This is a genomic window from Paenibacillus sp. J22P90, from assembly GCF_059692195.1.
The window spans coordinates 449,518-468,845 of record NZ_JCAUAY010000003.1 but is presented as its reverse complement, the minus strand read 5'-3'; the positions used below and the strand labels follow the sequence as shown (position 1 = coordinate 468,845).

The 19,328-nt window shown below is 48.1% G+C and carries 11 protein-coding genes; 8 read left to right on the top strand and 3 right to left on the bottom strand.

Going from position 1 to position 19,328, the window contains the following annotated elements; genetic code table 11:
• Positions 1-164: 164 nt before the first annotated feature.
• From AC58UX_RS12370 to AC58UX_RS12340, 7 genes are all read left to right on the top strand, one after another.
• A complete protein-coding gene (locus AC58UX_RS12370) occupies positions 165-1,949 on the top strand; it encodes a discoidin domain-containing protein (protein ID WP_497252934.1) in 1,785 nt (594 codons plus the stop codon).
• Between the two features lie 270 nt (positions 1,950-2,219).
• Complete coding sequence (locus AC58UX_RS12365; RefSeq protein ID WP_497252932.1) at positions 2,220-3,911, top strand: extracellular solute-binding protein; 1,692 nt, start codon at positions 2,220-2,222, stop codon at positions 3,909-3,911.
• 23 nt (positions 3,912-3,934) lie between these two features.
• Positions 3,935-4,840: an ABC transporter permease gene (locus AC58UX_RS12360; RefSeq protein ID WP_497252930.1), complete on the top strand. Its 906-nt coding sequence runs from the start codon at positions 3,935-3,937 to the stop codon at positions 4,838-4,840.
• Between the two features lie 61 nt (positions 4,841-4,901).
• Positions 4,902-5,792 carry a carbohydrate ABC transporter permease gene (locus AC58UX_RS12355; protein WP_497252928.1) on the top strand — a complete coding sequence of 297 codons (891 nt, stop codon included), beginning with the start codon at positions 4,902-4,904 and terminating at the stop codon, positions 5,790-5,792.
• A gap of 108 nt (positions 5,793-5,900) precedes the next feature.
• Entirely contained in the window at positions 5,901-7,709 is a 1,809-nt protein-coding gene (locus AC58UX_RS12350; protein WP_497252925.1) for a sensor histidine kinase, read from the top strand.
• A gap of 4 nt (positions 7,710-7,713) precedes the next feature.
• Entirely contained in the window at positions 7,714-9,396 is a 1,683-nt protein-coding gene (locus tag AC58UX_RS12345) for a response regulator (protein WP_497252923.1), read from the top strand.
• Positions 9,397-9,434: 38 nt separating this feature from the next.
• Positions 9,435-12,413, top strand: a complete 2,979-nt coding sequence (locus tag AC58UX_RS12340) for a family 78 glycoside hydrolase catalytic domain (RefSeq protein WP_497253648.1) — start codon at positions 9,435-9,437, stop codon at positions 12,411-12,413.
• A 132-nt stretch (positions 12,414-12,545) separates the two neighbouring features.
• Here AC58UX_RS12340 and AC58UX_RS12335 read toward each other — a convergent pair whose 3' ends face one another.
• From AC58UX_RS12335 to AC58UX_RS12325, 3 genes are all read right to left on the bottom strand, one after another.
• A complete protein-coding gene (locus AC58UX_RS12335) occupies positions 12,546-13,502 on the bottom strand; it encodes a sugar-binding transcriptional regulator (RefSeq protein WP_497252921.1) in 957 nt (318 codons plus the stop codon).
• A gap of 172 nt (positions 13,503-13,674) precedes the next feature.
• Positions 13,675-15,324, bottom strand: a complete 1,650-nt coding sequence (locus AC58UX_RS12330) for an MORN repeat-containing protein (RefSeq protein WP_497252919.1) — start codon at positions 15,322-15,324, stop codon at positions 13,675-13,677.
• A 31-nt stretch (positions 15,325-15,355) separates the two neighbouring features.
• On the bottom strand, positions 15,356-15,742 hold the full coding sequence (locus tag AC58UX_RS12325) for a DUF4280 domain-containing protein (RefSeq protein ID WP_497252917.1): 387 nt from the start codon (positions 15,740-15,742) through the stop codon (positions 15,356-15,358).
• A 223-nt stretch (positions 15,743-15,965) separates the two neighbouring features.
• On the opposite strand from AC58UX_RS12325, the gene AC58UX_RS12320 reads away from it, so the two are divergent.
• Complete coding sequence (locus AC58UX_RS12320) at positions 15,966-19,319, top strand: stalk domain-containing protein (RefSeq protein WP_497252915.1); 3,354 nt, start codon at positions 15,966-15,968, stop codon at positions 19,317-19,319.
• Positions 19,320-19,328 lie beyond the last annotated feature (9 nt).

The following is a 19,328-nucleotide window of genomic DNA, read 5'->3' as shown; positions in this document are numbered from 1 at the left end:
AATGAAATCCAATACAATGAAAGCGTAATCATTCTAAGGTCCGCAGTCGGAGCCGCAGTTGCTATTTTGAAACCGAAAGGGGTGGCTTAGCAAGCAATTATGTTGATTGGAAGCAAGAGATAGGATCGATCGTCCATGCAAACAAACTTAAGGAGGAATAAAAATTGAAAAAGAAATATGTGTCCTTAAAGCTTTCCATGGGTATGCTTGCACTGATGGTAATGTCCGCACCACAAAGTGCCTTTGCCTGGGGGGGCGTAACCACAGCTGGCGCTTCTTTAACGAGCAGCAATAGCTCGGGTCACGGGAAGTTAGCGACAGATGCTTTTAATGATACGCGTGCTGCTGCATTTAAGAGCTATATGACCTCCATTCCAGATACAGGCTACGGGTTGATGCAAGCAAGATTGTTAAAATATATGGCTGAAGGCGATGTGGCAGCGGAAAAGGCATGGGTTGCTCAATTGGATGATGGAAATAATTCAGATGTGCCGATTGCGCTGGATATTTATGAAAAAGATACAAATGACGGTGTCATCCACGTGGCTGCACATGCGGTGACGAACTTGAAATACGATGCACGCCTGCGCAACGCACTTGAGATGTTGAAGCTTGCTGTGTACTGGAAAAATCAGAATCAAAAGCCAGAGCTTCAGTTTAGATTGCTGGGGAATGGGGCACATTTGTTACAGGATTATTTTGCCCATTTGAATGCCGGCAGGGATGCGGGCAATCCGCATAATATTGACGCTAATTTGAAGGTAGATGACAATGGGGATGGTGTGGCTGAAACGTCAGTAGGGGCTGACACAGTCATGGATAGTCTGAATTGGGATAATCATTCTGATCACAATAGCGGGCTTCCCTACGATTTGCGTATCCAAGACGCGTTTGAAGTTGATTATTGGCACAAAGATACAAACTGGGCCAATAACTATCGGTATAAGCAATCTGTGGAGCTGACAATTAATTATTTCAATGCTTTTATGGCAGGCACAGAGGCTGATTTTGAGAAAACACTGGATCAAGGATATGTGGTCAACGGCACCACGACAACGTTCATTGACTACATAAGCAAAGTGGTTATAGATAATTCCAATACGTATGCCACATATGACTCACTATGGACGGCCTCCACAAGCACAGCGGGTTATTGGGAAAATGATTATGCAACGGACGGTACGAGCGGAGCAGATGCATCCACGAGATGGGCGAAATTCTCTACACCAGATGTCAATTCCTGGTACACCTTCAAACCAGGCAAGTATAAAATCTACATGAGATGGACGGCAGGTGCGAATCGACCTGATGCTGCGCCATTGGAGATCGCTTATAACGGTGGCGTAGACACGTCCAAAACGGTAAATCAACAGATTAATGGAAGTCAGTGGAATTATATTGGTACGTATGATTTGGCGGAAACAGGCAGCTATGTGAAGCTATTGGCTACAGATGCGGGGAATACGATAGCCGACGCTGTTATGTATGTCAAAACGTTGGAAAGCGACCCAATTGCTAGTGTCACTGCTTCCAGTTCGCACGAGGGCAATGGTTGGACAGTCAACAATGCCAAGGATGGCTTCCGTTCCTCGTTATCAGGAATACTTGGCTGGAGCAGCCAGAATAGCACGTCGACGAACCATACCGAATGGATTACTGCGGATTTGGGCAGCAGTCAATCCATTCGCCGAGTCGATTTGTATCCGAGAAACGATGGCAGTAATCTGGGCAATTGCTTCCCAATTGATTTTACCATTCAAGTATCCTCGGATAATGTCAACTGGACGATAGTGACGACCAAGACCAATTATGCCAAACCGAGTAATAAGGTGCAGAGCTTCACATTCACTTCCCAGTCAGCAAGGTTTGTAAAAATAACAGGAACGAATTTAAGAACGGATCCGACTGGTGCGTATAGAATGCAATTTGCGGAAGTAGAAGTGTACTAAACTTAAGAAGCAGCCTGTAAAACATGTCTTGGCATGTGAAGGGCTGCTCTTTTTTATAAACAGAAGAATCATTTCGGTTGTATACTCAAGAAAGCAAAATAGAACAACTTGAAATATGACAATGAAACTAGGGAGTTTCCCCTATGGAGCCGAAGTGGCTTTTGCTAGACTAAAGGTAACAGAAGTCGTGGGCATGGCTACCGTGTACGGCGCCGTAAGCACGCAGGCGGTCCAGCTCTGGATTGATTTTAATACATGGAGGGGTCAAATTTGAAAAGCTTAATTAGCAAAAAAAGCACGTTGTCGTTACTCGTAACAACACTTACTTTAGCTTCTACGCTCTCCGCTTGTTCAACAACAACAGACACTACTACCGATAAACCGGCTTCCTCAGCAGCGCCGGCAGCAACCAAGCCAGTAGGCAACGCAGCTGAACAAAGCCCAGATGCCAAATACGATCCGCCAGTTACCGTATCCATGGTGCGCGACATGCCGGGAAGTCTCACATTCCCGCAAGGGGATTCACTAGACAGTAACGTTATGACTAAGCTGTTGGAGCAAACATACGGCATTAAGATTGAGAATAAATGGGTGACAGATGGTGTGACCTATAATGATAAGCTGAACGTGGCCATTGCTTCCGGCGATTTGCCGGATATTTTCCGAGTGCAGCCCATCCAGCTTAAGCAGCTTGCAGATGCTGGTATTATTGCCGATTTAACCGATGTGTATAAGAAAAACATTACCCCGCTCGCGGATGAGAAACTTCGGACGGATAAAGGTGTAGGTCTTGCCTCAGCCACGTTAGACGGCAAATTGATGGGTATTCCTTATGTCAATGCAGCCATTGAGGGTGCGCAGATGCTGTGGGTTCGTAAAGATTGGCTAGACAATCTTGGTCTTACAGAGCCGAAAACGATGGACGATGTATACAAGATCTCAAAAGCTTTCAAAAATAACGATCCTGATAAAAACGGTAAAAGCGATACGTTTGGCCTCGGCTTTTACTCCAATATTTTCGCTGGATTCGGCGGAATGACCGGCTTCTTTAACGGTTTCCATGCCTACAAAAACATGTGGGTCAAAGATCCAAAAGGCGGCAATGAACTCGTTCAAGGTAATTTACAACCGGAAATGAAGCAAGCGCTCACAAAATTGCAGGAGTTGTATAAATCTGGCGAAATCGATAAAGAGTTCTCCGTGAAGACGGCGGATCAATTATTACAGGATATCGTTGCCGGAAAGATCGGGATGTTTTACGGAGCGTTCTCTGAGCCGCTGAATAAACTCAACAAGGCCGTGACGGCTGATGCGAAGCAAGTATGGGAAATGTACCCGCTGCCATCCGTTGACGCTAAACCTGCGCTAGCCCAAGTGACGGCGATGCCAACGTACTACTGGGTTGTGAATAAGAAAAGCAAGAATCCAGCTGCAGCGATTAAAATGATGAATTTGTACGTTGAGAAAATTTTTGGGAAAACGGCTGACTTCAAGTTCATGTATGACGGAAACTTCGCCGTCTATCAGTATCAGGATGTGAAAACGTTCGGTGCCACGAAGAACCTTGATCATTATTTGGCCATTAAGGCAGGCTTAGCAGGCGACATGAGTAAGCTGAATCCAGAAGGTAAGGGTTATTTCGATCAGGTGAAGCAGTATCAAAGCGGTGACAAGACGATGTGGCGTTATGCCAAAATTTTCGGGCCTGATGGTTCAGAGAAGGTCATCAACAAGTATGTAACGGAAAATCAATTGTACTATGATCAATTTACCGGTATCCCATCGGAGTTAATGGTTGAAAAAACCGCTACACTTAACGATGTGACGAACGAAACGTTTATGAAGATTTTGCTCGGGGAATCACCGGATTTGTTTGATAAATTCGTAGCGAATTACAATAAGCTCGGCGGTACGGATATTACGAAGCAAGTTAATGACTGGTTTGGTAAGCAAAAGAAATAAATTAAACTTTTGGAGTGATAGCAATGTGGAGTACACGAAAGTCGATTTATTCACGCTGGCCTCTACATCTCATGCTGCTGCCCGGATTGGCACTGTTGTTCGTGTATCATTACATTCCGATGCTAGGCGTATCGTTAGCCTTTCAAAATTTTAAGCCAACGCTAGGATTGTTTGGTTCCAAGTGGGTGGGATGGGATAACTTCACTTATATGATGGCATTGCCCAATATTTATCGGGTCATTTGGAATACGCTATACATTTCCGTGCTCAAAGTGATTGCAGGTCTGGCATTTCCAATTATTATCGCTTTGTTGCTGAATGAAATTCGCGTCGTATTCGTGAAGCGCAGCATTCAGACACTGATTTATTTACCGCATTTTTTGTCTTGGATTATTCTAGGAGGCATTCTGATTGATGTGCTATCTCCGTCAACTGGTATTGTGAACGGCGTGTTGAAAGGGCTCGGTTTCGAGCCCGTTTTCTTCCTAGGGGAACCGAAGGCATTTCCTTATGTACTCGTTACAACGGATGTATGGAAAGAATTTGGCTTTAACACCATCGTCTACTTGGCGGCGATTACGAGTATTAATCCGAATTTGTATGAAGCAGCTGTTGTTGATGGAGCGAACCGTTGGCGGCAAATTCGCCACATTACGATACCAGGCATGCTGCCGGTTATCGTCTTACTGGCAACATTGAGCCTTGGGCATATTCTGAATGCCGGGTTCGATCAAGTATTTAACTTATACAATAAGGCTGTCTACGAAACCGGGGATATTATCGATACGCTAGTGTATCGAATGGGGATTCAGCAGGCTAAATATTCACTTGCAACGGCAGTTGGGTTATTTAAGTCAGTCGTGTCATTCATTCTAATCTCCGTATCGTATCTATTAGCCTACCGATTTGCTAATTACCGCATATTCTAAAATGACAAGCTGACGAAGCAAGCTTTCCCTTCGGAAAGCTCCGAGAGGAGGCGACGAACGATTGATTCAGGATACGTCCCTATCATCTAGATTATTTACAATTTGGAACTATGTGTTTCTAATTGGACTTTCGTTAGTTTGTATATTTCCAATTGTACACATATTTTCCATTTCCTTGAGTTCAGATATCGCTGTAGCGGCGGGGCATGTGAAGCTGTGGCCTGTGGATTTTACGACGAACGCCTATCGCATCGTACTTGGAAAAGTTGAGTTTCTTCGCTCAATTGGTATTACGCTGCAGCGAGTTCTGTTCGGTGTAACGCTTAATATGCTCATGGCCATTCTTATGGCCTATCCACTCTCGAAGGAAAGCAAAGTATTTCCTATGCGAACGTTGTATGCCTGGATCGTCGTATTCACGATGCTTTTCCATGGCGGGCTTATTCCGACCTTCATGACAGTGAGAGCAACCGGCATTTTAGATACCATTTGGGCGCTTGTCCTGCCTAATGCAGTTCCCGTCTTCAACGTTCTGCTGTTGCTCAACTTTTTCCGAGGTCTGCCGAGAGAGCTGGAGGAGGCTTCGATGATGGATGGAGCGGGGCACATGGTTACCCTGCTTCGCGTCTACCTGCCGCTATCACTTCCAGCTCTCGCGACCATTGGCTTATTTAGTACTGTCGGACACTGGAACGCTTGGTTTGACGCAATGATTTATATGAATACACCGTCTCACTATCCGTTGCAGACCTACCTTAGGACCATCGTCATCGACCTTGATTTGACCTCGCTAACCGGGACGGGGGATGCGCTTAAGGAATATGACAAAATCTCGGCAAGAACGGTGCGGGCCGCCCAAATCTTCTTGGGTGCATTGCCGATCTTGATGATTTACCCGTTCCTGCAGCGTTACTTCACGAAGGGCATTGTCATGGGAAGCGTTAAGGAATAAATCTCGTTATGAGCAGGGAGATGTCTTCGATCTTCGAGCAGGAGCTTCCTTCATGTGTGTGGAAACCATAAAAAGCAATTTTTTTTGTGGAAAAATTTGAAGGGAGTTATGACTTTGCGACACTTGCAAAAGCTGTTCAAACTGTATCCGAAGCTGATTCTGTCCTTTCTCATAGTTCTGACGCCTGTTTATGCCATTAGTCTCATGATGAATAATTACGCTGAGCGCAATGTGCAGGATAAAATAGAAGAGTCTATGAAATCCAGTGTTAATTTTTATATTCGCCAGCTAGAAAGCGATTTCAACCGCATCATTCGTATGCAGGAGGAATTTGTTAATGATCGAGACGTTGGTTTGTTAAGCGGTGCAGGGGAAATATTTAACGACTTTGACTGGCGCAATGCTGTGATTAATACGAGGAGTCGTTTAACCAGCTTGCGCAATTTGAATAGCTACGTACGAGAATCAAGCATTTACTTGCCTAGCGAAAAAAGGTTGATTTCTTCCGCAGCCTCCTATGCCCAATTGACTGATGCAGAGTACGAATTGTTAAAAAGCGCGAGCCGACAGGTCGGAAACCCGTTCGTATACGGTGGAGGTCGCTTATTTGTCAGCTTTCCTTTTTCCAATTTGGCCTTAATTAACGGTCGAGAGCCTCGCTTTCTTGTCAGCGCTGAGATCGACGGCGCTGCCGTTGGCGATGTTTTGGATACGATGAAGATCGACGGTAGTGGCGGTGCGTTCGTTGTTGGCCGTGATGCAAACTGGCTGCTCCACGGCAAAACCAGCAATACGGCTTTTATGCACGCCATTATGGACGGTCTTAAGTTAAACCAAGCTGAAGGTCATGCAGCAGACAGTGGAAGTAGAAAAGTGCTGCGAATTGATGGTCAGACCTATTGGGTTAATGTTGAAAAATCACAGAAACTAGGCTTTTCGCTGATCATGTATATGCCTGAAACACAAATGCTGGGAGCTTTAAAGCAATTTCGTGTCTGGTTCTGGGTGTTATCTGTCATCTCGATACTGATTGTGATTGTGTTCTCCTATTCGATCTTCTTGCAAATACATCAGCCCTTACGTCGTTTAATTCAAGCTTTTAGGGGCTTGGAGAATGGCACGGTGGATAAAGAGCTTGTTTACAAGCGATCGGATGAGTTCGGTTACCTGTATCAGCAGTATAACCATTCGGCCAAACGAATTAAGGATTTAATTCATGAAGTGTATGAGCAGCAATACCGGGCAAATCTGTCCGAGCTGCGTCAGCTGCAGTCTCAGATCAATCCGCATTTTTTATACAATAACTTTTTTATTTTATACCGCATGGCCAAAAATGAAGAAAACGATAATATTGCTCGCTTTACTTCGTACTTGGGTAAATATTTTCAATTTATTACCAGAACACAGAAGGGGCAGATTAGTCTGGCGGAAGAAACGGCTTTTTCACAAACCTATGTGGATATTCAGTCGTTCCGTTTTGAGGATCGCATCGTAGCTCGCTTTGCTGGGCTGCCTACGCGTTATGCAGGTGTGGAAGTGCCGAAGCTGATTTTGCAGCCGATCATTGAGAATGTATACCACCACGGTTTAAGCAATACGCTGGAAGGCGGTATGTTGGAGGTACGCTTTGAGCAAGAAGGCGATAAGCTGCTCATCATTGTGGAGGATAATGGGGAAGAAATGCCTGAAGCCGATTACGACGAACTACAATACAAACTGAAGGCATCTTCAGGCTGGAGCAATATCGAAACGACTGGCGTCATCAACGTTCACCGCAGACTGCGGCTTGAGTTCGGCGAAGAAGGCGGTGTGGCATTTAACCGCAGGCCTGGTGGGGGGAATCAGGTTATTCTGAGTATTCCAATTGTTCATGAACGTGCCGAACAGATAGATAGCATCGAGAAGGGCAGGGAGTGAATCTATGTATAAACTGTTGATCGTGGACGATGAGCCAAGAATCGTGAATGGCCTGTACGAACAGTTCTTGGATTGGGGAGACGTAGAACTTGAGGTGTATCGCGCTTATTCAGCTGTCGAGGCTTTGCGTATTGTGAGCGCTGCGAAGATGGATATCGTTCTATCCGATATTCATATGCCGGGGATGAGCGGACTGCAACTGCAGCCCAAAATTATGGAGCTGTGGCCTCGGTGCAAAATGATTTTTTTGACAGGTTATGGAGACTTTGACTATATCCAATCTGCGATGCGTCACGGCGGTGTGGATTATATCTTAAAAATAGAAGGCGACGAGCCGATCTTCGCTGCGGTTCGTAAAGCGATCGCTCGTCTGCAGGACGAATTAGAAGTAGATCGGATTATTCAAGGTGCCAAGCTTCAAGTGCGTGAGTCGATTCCCTTGCAGCGGAAGGAGTTGCTCTTGGGCCTGTTGGAAGGGGAGTTCGAGCCGAGAGGGACAACCCAAACGCGGATGAAAGAACTGGAGATTACGCTTCAATTCAAGGAAGACGTGCTCCTTGTCGCAGGGCGGATCGATGCTTGGCGGCAAGATGTGATCAGTTCTTACGACAAGTCTCTGTTCGTTTATGCTGTTCAAAATATTGCTGATGAATATTTAACTCCATTAACTAAAGCATCCTGCAGTTTGCGTAACTCGGAGCTGGTCTGGTTTATTCAGCCAGCTGACTCAGAGCTGCACGAGGATGAGGAGCGTTTGCGCAATTGCGAAATGTTTGTGCGTGATACATTGCCAGATATTCAGGCAAGCTGTGCGAAGCTGCTCGACGTGCAATTGTCGTTCGCGGTCAGCGGAGCCATGTGTGACTGGGATGATCTGAGCATGCAGCATCTGAAGCTGCAGCAGATGTTCCGCCAAGGACTTGGTGAGGGTAAGGAAGTGCTGCTGTTTGAGCCGAAGACGCTCATGCCGGAAGCGGGTGAATTAAGCAGAACGATAGACGTTCCCGTACAAGCGGATGGGGCGCTTTTGAGTCAAAAAATGAAAAAGCTGGAATGGCACCTGGAAAGTGGGCAGAAGGAAGAATTCGTTCCGTTATTCGGGGAAATCACACGCACAATAGCAGCGCTTGTCGCCTCTTGGGGAGAGGGGATGCCGCTGATTATTGAATTTCGATATGCGCTGAGTGGCATGTTTCTTACTTATCTGAATCGTCGAGGTCTGTTTGCAGAAGTATCGAAAATGACTAGAACGGAACCGCTGCTTAATATCTCGTTACTCCCTGTATGGCGCGATGTGGAAGCCTATTTCGGCGAATTGTCCGAGCTGTTATTCTCGCTGAAGCAAAGCGAACAGAAGGACAGGGTCAGTCAAATCGTTGCCGCCGTCAACCTTTATATTGAACAGCATATTAGCGAGCCGTTGTCGCTTGATATATTAGCCGATCATGTCTATTTGCATCCAACGTACTTGTCTAGGTTATATAAGATTTCTGCAGGGATTCGAGTAACAGATCGGATCAAAGAACTTCGTATGAAACGGGCCAAGGAACTGCTCGCAAATACGCGGCTTAAGGTCCATGAGGTTGCAGTTGATGCAGGCTTTGAGTCCGCACATTATTTTGCCAAAGTGTTCAAAAGAGAAATGAATCTTACCCCGCAGGAATATCGCAATAAGGTTACGGAGTGATGATGCGGGCAACGACATAAGGGGGATCGAAAGTGAGTATGGCGATACCATCAAAGGACTGGCATGCCTCATGGATTTGGTGCGATGGCGAAGAAAGCCCGCGCAATGAATGGCACTGTTTTCGCAGGACATTCGAAGTACCGGTAGCTGGCTGGCGTGATGCCTCGATTTCAGTTACGGCTGATTCTAGATATGCCCTTTATGTAAATGGGGAGTTGGTCGGGCGGGGACCCGTGCGCAGTTGGCCGCATGAGCTGGCCTACGATACGTATGATATTTGCCCTTGGCTGAAGCCAGGTCAACCGAACACGGTCGCACTAATGGTGATGCATTACGGACTTTCCACATTTTCGTATATTCGGGGTCGCGGAGGACTGTTAGCTCAAATCGATTGGACCGCAGGTGAAGCGGGGAATCAAGAAAAGGGCTGGATAGGAACGGATGGCGCTTGGAGAACGGAACGGCACAGGGGTTACTTGTCTCGCTCGCCTCGAATGTCATTGCAGCTTGCCTTTGCTGAGTCGGTAGATGCCGGCCTTTGGGATGAGGGGTGGTGCCAGCCAGCCTATGACGATAGCGGTTGGGCGCAAGCCGTTGTCATTGGCGAGGTGGGAATGGCGCCATGGGTGCAAGTAATCCCACGGGATATTCCCTATTTGACAGAGGAACTTATATATCCGTCTAGGATTGAATCTCTGCATCAGGTAACCCCGCTGTCATGGACCGCTTATTTAGATGCACGGTCGATTCTTGTAAGTGACAGTGCTAACCATGGCAATTCTACCGTATACGCAGGACATGTGGGAACGACCATTCGAATGTCGGAACATGCCAAGGTCACGATAGGCTTTGCGTATGTACCGCCTTTCTTACATGCTGTTTGTGTGGACGGTATTCGGTATCCGAAATCGAGCCTTAGGGGGCAAGGGAGTCAGGATCTATATTTGGATCTGGACCTGCCGGCAGGAGAGCACCTACTGCTGTTTGAACTAGCTGGATCGGATCACGGTCGGGGGATATTTATGGGAATCGACTGTGAGTTCCCTTTTGAGGTTATCTCTCCAGTTGGTGCTGGAGAGGCGTTTTCGCCTTTTATCTCAATCGGGCCTGTAGAAAACTATGAATATATTGACCATATAGTCGATGCACAGCAGAAGGCTCAGGATCGGCTTATCCAGGCGTGTGCAGGCAAACAGGCATTTGTGACAGAGTTGGACGACAGCAGAAAGCGGCAATATGAAGCTTTTTGCAGCATTAGTACTTCCTGTTCGATCAATGAAATAATAAAGCTCGGAGTACCGATAGCCCCAGCTTCACTGGCATTTGTCAGTCCTGAATCGGTCTATACCTTGACGCTTTGGAAGAAGCGAGCAGTTCAGAAACCGGTTCCGGCAAGTTTACAGCAAGCAGTCATGGCTCATGCAGGATATGCCGAAATTCCGTCCTTCGGGGAAGATGATACGGAGTTTATCATTGATTTTGGCACAGAATGGTCAGGTTATCTCTCGTTTGAAGTGGAAGCTGGTGCGGGGACGGTTATTGATTTCTTCGGTGTCGAATATATGCACGAAGGTAAAGTCCATTACACGCATTACTTAGATAATTCGCTGCGCTACATCTGTCGTGAGGGTAGACAAACCTACACCTCTCAAGTACGGCGAGGCTTCAGGTATGTGATCGTTACTGTGCGGAAGGCGCAGCGTACCGTAAAATTATATAGCGTGAATGTGCTGCAAAGTAACTATCCGGTAGCCGAGGTCGGACAGTTCCGCTGCTCGGATGCCAGATTGAACGAAATATGGGAAATGAGTCGTCATACCGTCAAACTATGTATGGAGGATACGTATGTAGATTGTCCGGCCTATGAACAAACGTTTTGGGTGGGAGATAGCAGGAATGAGGCGCTAATCACTTATTATTTGTTTGGTTCAGAGCCATTGGTCAAGCGTTGTTTGGATCTTGTTCCTGGTTCAAGCGTGCAGACGCCTCTCTATGCGGATCAGGTGCCAAGCGGCTGGAATAGTGTCATTCCCAACTGGACCTTCTTCTGGGTTATTGCGTGCGAAGAGTATGTTATCCGAACAGGCGATATGAATTACGCACGCGAGATCTGGCCGCACGTGACGTATACGCTGGAGCACTATGAACAGTTATTGGATCCAAACGGATTGTTGGATTTGCAGGCATGGAATTTCCTGGACTGGGCTCCGTTAGATCAGCCCCGAAACGGTATCGTGACGCATCAAAATATGTTTCTTGTTAAAGCTTTCCGCTCCGTGTCCCAGCTGTCAGCTTGGGTGGGAATGGCGTCAGAAGGGGAGCAATTCTCACAAAGAGCGGATACTCTGCAACAAGCGATCGAAAGACATCTGTGGTCAGAGGAGCAACAAGCCTATCTGGATTGTGTGCATAGTGATGGGCGACGCTCGGAGATTTTTAGTATGCAAACGCAGGTCGTCGCTTATTTGTGCGACATTGCGAGCGGGCAGCGTCAAGCGCATTTGGAGCGCTATCTCGATTCGCCGCCGGAAGCATTCGTCAAGATTGGCAGCCCGTTTATGTCATTTTTCTATTACGAAGCTTTGATGAAAATGGGGAACACGCGCAAGCTGGTTGATGACATCCGTCTGCAGTATGGTCGTATGCTTGATTACGGAGCTACAACCTGTTGGGAGACATATCCGAAAACGGATGATTCCGACCCTACGCCAAGTCAACTAACGCGCAGTCACTGTCATGCTTGGTCGTCAGCGCCTGGCTATTTCTTAGGTACTGCCGTATTGGGCGTTACTTGTAGAGAAACAGGCTGGCATGAAGTTGTTGTTCAGCCTAATCCATGTGGTCTGACATGGGCGAAAGGCAGTGTACCGCTGCCTACTGAAGGGCGGATTGACGTCTCTTGGAAAATTCAACACGATGGCAGGATGCACATCAAAGTATGGGTTCCAGCCGAACTGAAAATAGCGATCCTGCTTCCCGAAGGGATGGAAGGAACAACCGAGCTGCACGTAGTGTAGCTCGGTTGTTTTTTATTACCACATAAGAAAGTATAAGTTTTCGGTTCCCGAAAACCGCTTTCTTATTGGCGATAAAACCTACCTCTAAACGCGGTCGCTCATCCCTGAATGGCCTCGATAGAGGTTTTCTCATTATTCGTTTGCAAGCAGCTCACGCGCGGTCTCTTCGTTTGTGATGAGGACATTAACAAGTTGTCCTTGCAAGGCACCTTGAATCGCCTTCTTTTTGCCAACGCCATGCGCAATGCCAATGCGAAGCTCAATTTGCTTAAACTCCTCAGGGGTTGCCCCGACGACGCGGCTGCTTAGGCTAGGAAGTGAGAATGTGCCCTTGTCATTATAAAAATGAAAGATCAGATCGCCAACGCTGGAAGCGGAAAGCGCTTGGCTGCTTAAACCCGGGACCAGGTTTGATGTAATAATAGTTGCATCCTCCCCAGTATGGCCAATTCCGACGACAGCTGCGTCCACTTTCTTAATTTCAGAAACAATTTCTTGTACACTGGGGTCTTGTAAAAAGCTATTCTTAAGCTCCTCATTAACCGCGATCGCAGGAGCTGGGAACAGGAGAGGCTTGCAACGAAGCGATTGCGCCCACAATTGAATGACCGATGCAGCCGGGACGAGTTCTTCCTTGGCGCCGGAGCCACCGGAAAGCTGAATCACCTTTAAGCCCGGTCGAGGGTCGCAAAAATGCATTTGGGCGCCAATGGCATACAGTGTCTTCCCCCAGCCTAGACCGATGGATCCATGTGTAGGAAGAATTGAATTCAAATATTGGCTAGCTAACACCTCGAAGGAGGTTCCCGATTCATCAGATTGGAAAATGACACAATCCTTCATCTCGTAGCGTTTCATCAGTTGGCTTTCCAACTCAGTATGGCGGCAGCTATCCAAATCGGAACGGATTTGAAATTGCACAATGCCTCTCTCTCTGGCTTCGCTTAGGAAACGAGCGACAGAGGAACGGCCAATATTTAATTGCTCGCATATTTCCTGCTGACTCATTTCAAGGACATAATACATACGGGCGATGCGTTCTAGAAAGCTTTCCTTCGACAAGTGCTCGTTATTCTGCGTTTTACTCATGAGTCGCCTCGTTTCCTGATAATGGTAGGTATGTGTTAGTATGTGCAAATTTTGGACATAAGTTTCAAAAGTAATCATTTGTTCGATTCAACAAAATCTTATCACGCCGATTTACGTTCGTAAACAAAAACCCCGAAATGACGTTCGTAGCTTAGTCACTTCGGGGGTTTAATTATTTGGTTGAGCTCACCTGCAAGAGGTGAGCTTCTTTTGTTCTATTAAAATGGGTGAGAGTGAACAGATAATCACCTTTAAAATAGCTATTCTTATAAGCGCCAGCACCGGCGCCGACTTCAAGCTCCATGATGCTGTAGCCAGCTTCGTTCGGCTCATTCAGCTTCTTGAAGGTCTCGATGCCCGGCTGCAGCAGCGCCAAGGGCTTCGAGCCCCAGATGCTAAGCGAGGTGACGACCGCTTCCTTCGGGTTCGTCTTCGACGGCTCTACCAGCAGCGACAGCTGGTAGGCCGGATAGCTCAGCAGCAGCTTCACGCCAGTCGGCGCTGCTGCCGTTGCGTTAGCCGCGCCAGTTTCCGCGGCTGGTACGGCTTCGGAGGCGTCTGCGACCGCCGCCTCCTGGCCCGCGAGCATGACGCTGTCATCCTGCAGCGTCACTTCCGCCGGTTTGCCCAGCAAGTCTTCGACTTTCTTGCTGGACAAACTGATAAAGCTCTGCAGGTTGACCGCGCCGCCTGCCCAAAAACTCCGCAGCAGCGGCGCGCCGTCTGCGTCAAACAACGTGCCAAGGCCGTCGTAGACGCTGGCCTTGAAGTCGCCTTTGTAGACGAGTTTGCCTAACTCGTCATACGCTTCCCCGGCGCCGGTCAGGGCGCCGCTCTGGAACGCGCCTTTCAGGCGCGGCACGCCTTTTTCATCAAAGGAGGTGCCTTCGCCGTTATACTGGCCTACAAGGAATTGGCCTTTGTATTTCATCATGCCGCTTCCATAGAACTCCGTGCCTTCTCCTGAGTAGCTGCCATTCTTAAAGCCGCCTTCGTAGAGGAGGAGGCCCTTCGCATCGTAAAGCTTGCCTGCCCCGTTATATAGACTTGCTGCGAATTCTCCTTCATACTGGGCAATGCCCCCAGCGGCAAACAGTTTCCCAGCGCCATTGTACATGCCGCTATTGAAGGCTCCGTCATAAAGCAGGTCGCCGCTTGGCAGAAACAATTTACCTGCGCCGCCGAATTTGCCATTTTGAAACTCACCGTTGTAAATCACTTTCTGTTTCTCGTCGTACAACGTGCCAGCTCCATTATAGATATCGGTGGTGAAGGCTCCTTTATAGATCAGGTGACCCTGCTCGTCATAAAGAGCTCCGTTCCCATTTTTAAAACCTTTCTCAAAATCACCCTCATAAGCGAGAACGCCGTTGTCATGATACAGCTTCCCTTTGCCGGAATAGAGACCATCAACCAGATCGCCGACATAGCGAGCTTCTTTTTTATCTTTTTTAGGATCGGCTACGATTTTACCACTACCTGAAAAGCTATTGAGCTGAGGCGTGTTTTCTTGCAGGACAGGCACACGGTTGAACCATTTGTTCACGATCTTAGGCGGTCGGATAAAAATGAAGAAAATCAAAACCAAGATAAACAAGAGGATGAAAATGAGCAGCCTTTTGGAGATGTAGTAGGAGCCGATCAGAACGTAGTTTTTCAATGAGGATTCACGTGTCTGCAGAAAGACTCGCATCATTTGTTGAAATTTAATAATTGCTAGTTTAGGCAATCTTCCAACGGTTATGATCGCCTTCATAACATGTCCGATGAAAGGTGCTACGATAGGCCTTAGCACTTTCTCAATCGTTTTGATCGGCTCCAATGCTCCCACTCCTTATTTCATTATATGAAATCTATGGCACCTGAATCGTCATCTGACCAGGCTGTTGGATAGAAATAACGCCGCCCCAATTGCACATGCATTTGGAGCTGTTGTTTAAAGCAGGCATGTTCGCGACCAGTACAGTAGGAGAACCGGGTGCCCAAGGTGCAGCGGTGACAGGGATGCAGGGCATCGGTGTCAATACGCCAAAAGCCGCAGCTGTTGCCGCTGCAACCATCGGATTCGCCGCCGAATTGCACATCCCAAAAGGCAGTATATTGACCATGGGCTTATTGTCCATAATGTTGGCAATCGGCATGGCGGTCATGACCAAATTCGCAGGAAGCACCATTAACGAGCTAGGCGCAGCACCAAATGTGCACTGCATCATCGCTCCGCCGCATACTAGATTCCCCATTATGGAAGCCCCTTCCTTGAATTATTTCCCGTGCAATATTCGGCAAAATTCGCTTATCTCATTCTTTTATACTACTAGAAAAGGGAATAAGCGGCAATCTAATCCTCTATTCGATTATTTTCGCCATTTTTCTCCAAAGAATGGATGCGAGAGTGGTAGAGATATTGTACTATAAAGAGAGAGAAGTACGTGAGCGGAGGGGTTTATCCTGATTGGTTTGAATATGGTCAAAATAGGACTTGCAGGCATATTGGTGGCATCCTCAGCCATAGTTGTAAGCGTTCAGGCAGAAGCCGCTGTAGTCAAGGCATTGACCTTGCAGGAGGCTGTTAATCAGGGGCTCAAAAAGAGCACACAATTGCGTGACGCTAGAACAGAAGTTTTGAAGAAAAAGATCGAGCTGGAGCAAGCGCAGCATACGGTGAACAATGAAGAGGCCAAAGCCTCAGGCTTATTCGCAAAGCCGCATAATTTAAGTCAGGATATAAGCACGCGTTTGAAAGTGCCAGATGCCCGGTCACAGCTGTTTCTTGCTCAAGAAACGTTGCGGCAAGGGACGAATTCTGCTCGTTATGATATCGAAAAAAGCTATTTAACGGCCTACCAAGATGCTGCTGCAGAAGAGCGCTCCCGAAAGAAATACGAGGAAGCCAAAGCTGCGGTCGATACGGTTAAAAAGAAACGAAAATACAATCTCGCAGATGCTGCGGAACAAGATAAAGTGGAGAAAGCGTTAGAAAAGGCCGCATCCGACTACAAACAAGCGCAGCTGACGGCGAAATCGAGCCGATTAGCACTAGGCAAACTACTGCAACTTGATTTGGAAAATAAAGTGGAGCTTTCCTTTCAGCCGGATTATGCGGATTTGAACCAGCGGATGCTTCCTACTTATATAGCAATGGGTCAAAAGTCGACAGTAAGCCTGCTAAGAGATACGGAGACTCGCCGTTTGGCGGATGAAAAGCTGAATACGACTCGTAATTTATACAGCGGAAAATTCGGTCCGGCCCGCATGCGGGTGATGGATGGGTTATTCAAAGAGCAAGAGATCGATATGGAGCTTTTTCAAGCGAGTTACGATGAAACGCTGGCACAGGTGAAAGAGGATTGGCAGGGATTTTTTATGCTGCTGGGGTTCATTCCAATTCCGAAATCACTGCTGCAAGGCGAATTTGATGGACTGCGCTATTTGGACGATCTGACGAATGCGTTGCCGCTAGCAACCATGGAACAGAATAAGGCGCAGCTTCAGGAAAAAGAAAGTCGTAACGCTGTGATTGCCGATATTCGGCAAGCTTTTTTGGAAGCCAAGGGAGCCGAAGAAGGCTATGCGCAGGCTTTGCGTGATAAGGATAATGCGGTAACGAATCTGTCCAAAGCGAATCAAAAGCTGAAGCTGAGCTTGATGAAATCCGAGGAGCTTCAGGCCTATAAGGATGCGGTAGAGCAGGCGGATCAACAAATTTTGGCAGCGCAAATTGGATACAAAACAGCTCTTGGCAAGCTCGATGTAGCGACAGGCGGAGCTGTTAATCGTACGCTTCGCGAAGGAATTTTGCCGTATCGTGATCTCGATGATGGATTGTCTCCGATGAAGCCGCAGAAGCCCAAAGCGCCACTTGGCACGTGGAAGCTTAAGCCAGCGGTTGGACAACTGCTTAGCGATTTCAGCATTAGCGTGAGCAAGAAGCTGGGCGCAACGGAATATGCTGTTTTTACGAAAGACGGCAAGCGCGTTGGAAAGCGGACGAAAATCAATAAGCCGGTACGGAATTTATCGCTGAAATTTAGTCAAATCGATCAGCTGAAGGTCGTGCTGTATAAGAAGGGGCATGGAATTCAGACTTTGCCTTTAGATGGCAAAGGAAGTACAGGGCAGTTAGTGGATCCAAGCGCGGACAGCGGGGCGAGTCCTGGAAGTGCTGGCGGAAGTGGCGGTACGGATGGACAAGCAGGCTCGGATGGAAGCATCGGCAATAACGGCAATAGCGGTGACACTGGCAGTGACGACGGCAGCGGAACGGATGACAACTCTGAAAATGGTGGAGAAGGTGATGGCTCCGCCAATGACGAGGAAGGCTTGGGAACAGTCATTATCGGTTCCTACAAAGTGAAGCTGGAAGCGTTGACGTCAGAAGCGTTCAATGCAGCTACAGCAACGATGGCGTCATCGGGGCAAGGCATGGTGTATCAATCGGATGCGCCAGGCGCTGCATGGATTGGGATGGATGATGCTTTAGATCCTGAAGCTTTAACGAACCCTTCAAGTTCAGCTGTCTTATCTAAAGAAGCCGTGGATGCACTCAAGGTAACCGTGGAAATCAAGGAGCCGGGCGCGATTGCTTCGCTAGAGACACCGGCACAGCTGCAAGGCAAGATCGATACGCTAAAGCAAGACATTGTGCAGTTGGAAGCTGCCAAAGATGCGGCTGTAGCGGCCATGAAGCTGAACGAGATCGCGGATCTCGCTGTGCAGATCAAAGACGCGCAGGCCCAGCTTGGCATGCTGGAGGCGATGCTCAAAGGCGACACCAAGGCAGCGCTCTCGCAGATGGCGCTGGTGAACAACCCGGACGCGCTGATCGCAGCGCTGTCCGAGGAAGCATCGCCGGCTGAGCCGGGCGATGGTGGCAGTGGCGGCGATGGAACCCCCGCCGCCAACGACCAGGCCAGCGAGGACCTGCTGGCCTCCGAAGCCCAGCTCCAGCAGGAGAAGCTGGAGCAAGCCCTCGCCGCCGGCGAGCCCGAAGCCGCTGCAGCCTTGCTGCAGCAGCTTCTCGCGACGCAGGCGCAGCTCGCGGATGCGCAATCGGGCGCATCCGAGGGTCTGGCTTCGCTCGAAGCAGCGAAGCAAAAGCTGCAAGCTGCGCTGAGCGCAGCGCAGGCGCAGCAGGACACCGAGCGGGTGGCTACGCTGACCCGCTCGCTCGAGGCCGTCGACGCAGCGAAGCTGTCGACACACAAAACAGCGCTGTTCGCGAAGCTGGACGCTGTACAGGTATTGCTGGCGGAGCTGCCAGCAGACACGGCCGTACAAGCGCAGCTGGAACAGCACATCGAGAAGCTGCTAGGCGAGCTGCAGCTTCAAGAAAAAGCGAAGTATGCCCCGGAGGAGCAAGCGGAACTAGCAGAAATCGCTGCCAGCTTAGCAAGCATAACGTCCATCCCTGCGGCTTCTGATCTGCCTAACGGAGCAGGCGCTGAACTATCTGCCACAATCCAACCTCTTTCGGCAGAAAACGTGCTTTCTTCCAATATTTCTATTAAATTTACGGCTCCGCCTGTTATAATAAATGGACAAGCATATTTACCTATTAGATCCGTTTCCGAATCGTTTGGGGCGGCGGTAGATTGGGATCCTGAGAGCTTTACAGTCACGGTGAGCACGGAATATACAACGATAACAAGCTCTATTAATCAAGCGACGGCTTATATAGATGGCCAGCCTATACAGATAGATGGACCGTCCCTTTTGCTAGATGGTAGGACCTATGTGCCGTTAAGGTTCATTTCCGAGTCCTTAGGCCTAAGTGTCGACTGGAACGCAGCTATGCAAATCATTCAGATTACCAATTAAGAGGAGATA

What these genes read in the sequence shown, in the direction of transcription:
- AC58UX_RS12345 (WP_497252923.1), top strand. Translation starts at nt 7,714, where the DNA reads ATGTATAAACTGTTGATCGTGGACGATGAGCCAAGAATCGTGAATGGC.
- AC58UX_RS12320 (WP_497252915.1), top strand. Translation starts at nt 15,966, where the DNA reads ATGGTCAAAATAGGACTTGCAGGCATATTGGTGGCATCCTCAGCCATA.
- AC58UX_RS12350 (WP_497252925.1), top strand. Translation starts at nt 5,901, where the DNA reads ATGACTTTGCGACACTTGCAAAAGCTGTTCAAACTGTATCCGAAGCTG.
- AC58UX_RS12360 (WP_497252930.1), top strand. Translation starts at nt 3,935, where the DNA reads ATGTGGAGTACACGAAAGTCGATTTATTCACGCTGGCCTCTACATCTC.
- AC58UX_RS12340 (WP_497253648.1), top strand. Translation starts at nt 9,435, where the DNA reads ATGGCGATACCATCAAAGGACTGGCATGCCTCATGGATTTGGTGCGAT.
- AC58UX_RS12335 (WP_497252921.1), bottom strand. Translation starts at nt 13,502, where the DNA reads ATGAGTAAAACGCAGAATAACGAGCACTTGTCGAAGGAAAGCTTTCTA.
- AC58UX_RS12325 (WP_497252917.1), bottom strand. Translation starts at nt 15,742, where the DNA reads ATGGGGAATCTAGTATGCGGCGGAGCGATGATGCAGTGCACATTTGGT.